We start from the raw sequence: 2,681 nt of genomic DNA, 5'->3' as shown, positions 1-2,681 counted from the left end.
GCCGCGCGAGCCATAGCGTCGCACTCCTCGTTTTGCGGATGTCCCGCATGCCCCTTGACCCACGAGGCCCTGATCTCGTGAGGTGCCGCCGCCGCAAGGTATCTGCGCCACAGATCCGCGTTTTTCTTGCCCTTAAAATCGGTAACGACCCATTTTGCGAGCCAGGAATTTATCGCTTTAACGACATATTCGCTGTCGGTAAAAAGCTCGACGCGGCAGGGTTGCTTAAGCGCGCTAAGCCCCATTATAGCGGCTGTTAGCTCCATTTGATTATTCGTTGTCATCGCCTCTGCGCCGCTTGCCTTTTTTATCGCGTCGCCGTATTGCAAGATATAAGCCCAGCCGCCCGCTCCCGGGTTTCCGAGGCAGCTACCGTCGCTAAAAAGTTTGACCGATTTCACCGGTTTTCTCCGAAATTTGCGCCCTGATCTCCATGCTGCCTAGCTCATAGCAGACTGGGCAACGGTGCGAGAAGAGCCCCACCGAGCTTTTGCACTTCGCGCAGGTGTAGCTAAAGCTAAGCCTGGCGTCCTCAAAGCCCGCGTCTTTCATAGCCATAAGCGCGTTAATCTCAAAAATTTTACTCGCGCTCTGCGGCTTTTGATCGCTTTTTCCAAGCGCGTAAAAAAGCGCATTGTACTCCGCATCCTGCGTATTTACCGCCGCAGGGGAATCATAGATCAGATCGATCGCCTGCTCAATCGGCGGGAAGCGATCGAAACCCTCCATAGGCTCTTTGTTTTTGATAAAAAGCTCCATGCAAAACCGCCCCGCGCCTTTGAAGTTTAGCTTTGAAATTTTAGAGATCTTTTTATTAAACGGCGTATTGGCGTCGTTTGCGATAATTTGCGCGCGCTCGAACTGGCTTTGAGCATATACTTCGGCATCCTGCTCGCGTAGCGCGTCAAGCACCTCAAGCGCTTCATTAAAGCGCTTGAGCCGCTCATAAATCACCGTAAGATGCGTAAGAGCCTCTTTGTTTCTGGGGCGTAGCTTCAGCGCCTGCAAAAACACCTCTTCGGCGCGCCCCAAAAAGCCCGCTTTGAAATATACGATACCGAGATTGGTGAGGATAAACTCCCTCTGCACGCCGCCGCTAGCCTTACTTAGCGCGATTAGATAAATTTCTATCGCGCGCTCGAAGTCGCCGCTTTTGACGAAAGAGCTAGCTAAAATTCCAAGCGTCGGGATGTCGATTTGCGGGCTTGCTAAAAGCTGTCTATGCTCGGTGCTAAGCGCGTCTAGGGTGTCAAATTTTTTGATGAAATTCTCTAAGCTCTGCCTCTCGTTTTTTTTAGAAAAAACTCCCCAAATGTAGCTTAGAATCGACACCAGTAAGATTATGCTTATCAGCATGATAAGCCCGAAAATCGGGTCGCGATCGTCTAAGAAAAAATTATCCAAATCAAACCTCGTCGCAAAAATAAAGGGCAATTATAGCAAAGTGCGGGTATAATTTCGCTTATGATTAAAAACGAAAGCATAGAAAATCTGCTGGCCACCGTAGATATCGTAGACGTCGTAGAAAAATATGTCCCGCTTAAGCGCAGCGGCGCAAATTTCGTAGGCGTCTGCCCCTTCCACGACGATTCGCACCCGAGCATGAGCGTGAGTTCAAAGCTTGGAATTTTTCACTGCTTTTCGTGCAAGGCCGGCGGCAACGCGATTAAATTTATCCAAGATTACGAAAAGATAAGCTTTCCCGAAGCGGTCGAAAAGCTTGCGGGGATGTATAATTTCGCGCTGCAATACACCGGCGCTAAAGTCCAGGAACGCAGCGAAGAGAAGAAGGTGCTCGGGATTTTAAACGCCTACTACCAAAGCTGCCTTTATCAAAATCCCGCCGCCGTAAAATACCTACACGATCGCGGACTGAGCGATCAAAGCATTCGCAAATTCGGCCTTGGATACGCAGGAGCTAGTGCGCAGACGATCAGAGTTTTGCAAAACGAAGAAATTCCGCCGCAAGATGCGTTAAATGCGGGCGCGGTGAAGCAAAACGAGCGCGGGCTCTACGCAAGCTTCATCGAGCGCATCACCTTTCCGATCTACAACCACGCAAGCAAGCTCGTAGGCTTCGGCGGCCGCACGATAAGCGATAATCCCGCTAAATACGTCAATTCGCCGCAGTGCGCGGTGTTTGATAAATCTAAAATTTTCTACGCATTCGACCTTGCGAAAAAAAGCGCGATCGCCAAAAAAACCCTCATCATCACCGAGGGCTACATGGACGTCATCATGCTGCATCAAGCGGGTATCGACAACGCCGTAGCGGTGCTCGGCACGGCGCTGACGCCCGCTCATCTGCCGCTTATAAAGCGCGCGGAGCTTAACGTCGTGCTTAGCTTCGACGGCGACGCCGCGGGCATCAATGCGGCGATAAAATCGGCACGGCTTTTGTGTCTGAATAAGATCGACTCAAGCGTCGCTATAATCGGCGGCGGTGCCGATCCTGCGGATATGATAGTTGCGGGCAAGGTGCGCGAGCTAGAACAAATTTATGCTAGCGGCATGGAGAGCGGGGAGTTTCTGATCCGAAGAATCGCTAAAAAATACGACCTCGCCCGCCCCGTGCAAAAAGAAGCGGCGCTAAATGAGATCAAAGAATTTACCGTAGCGCTCGGCCCTGTGCTCGCCGAGTCCTATCAGAGCCTAGTGGCGCAAATTTTAAACGTCTCGCC

General features: G+C 51.2%; 3 protein-coding genes. 1 reads left to right on the top strand and 2 read right to left on the bottom strand.

The window, feature by feature from the left end; genetic code table 11:
- Both rnhA and Q0369_RS04995 read right to left on the bottom strand, forming a co-directional pair.
- Positions 1-401 (bottom strand): ribonuclease HI (gene rnhA / locus Q0369_RS05000; protein ID WP_298096820.1); only part of this gene is annotated, 401 nt, incomplete at its 3' end.
- Complete coding sequence (locus Q0369_RS04995; protein ID WP_298096817.1) at positions 379-1,404, bottom strand: tetratricopeptide repeat protein; 1,026 nt, start codon at positions 1,402-1,404, stop codon at positions 379-381. The genes Q0369_RS04995 and rnhA, both read right to left, overlap by 23 nt.
- 60 nt (positions 1,405-1,464) lie before the next feature.
- Here Q0369_RS04995 and dnaG point away from each other — a divergent pair.
- Positions 1,465-2,681 (top strand): DNA primase (gene dnaG, locus Q0369_RS04990; protein WP_298096814.1); only part of this gene is annotated, 1,217 nt, incomplete at its 3' end.

The sequence above is a fragment of the uncultured Campylobacter sp. genome (assembly GCF_938030685.1).
Taxonomy (GTDB): Bacteria; Campylobacterota; Campylobacteria; order Campylobacterales; family Campylobacteraceae; genus Campylobacter_B.
The sequence above is the reverse complement of the archived record's forward strand: the minus strand, read 5'-3'. Positions and strand labels throughout refer to the sequence as shown.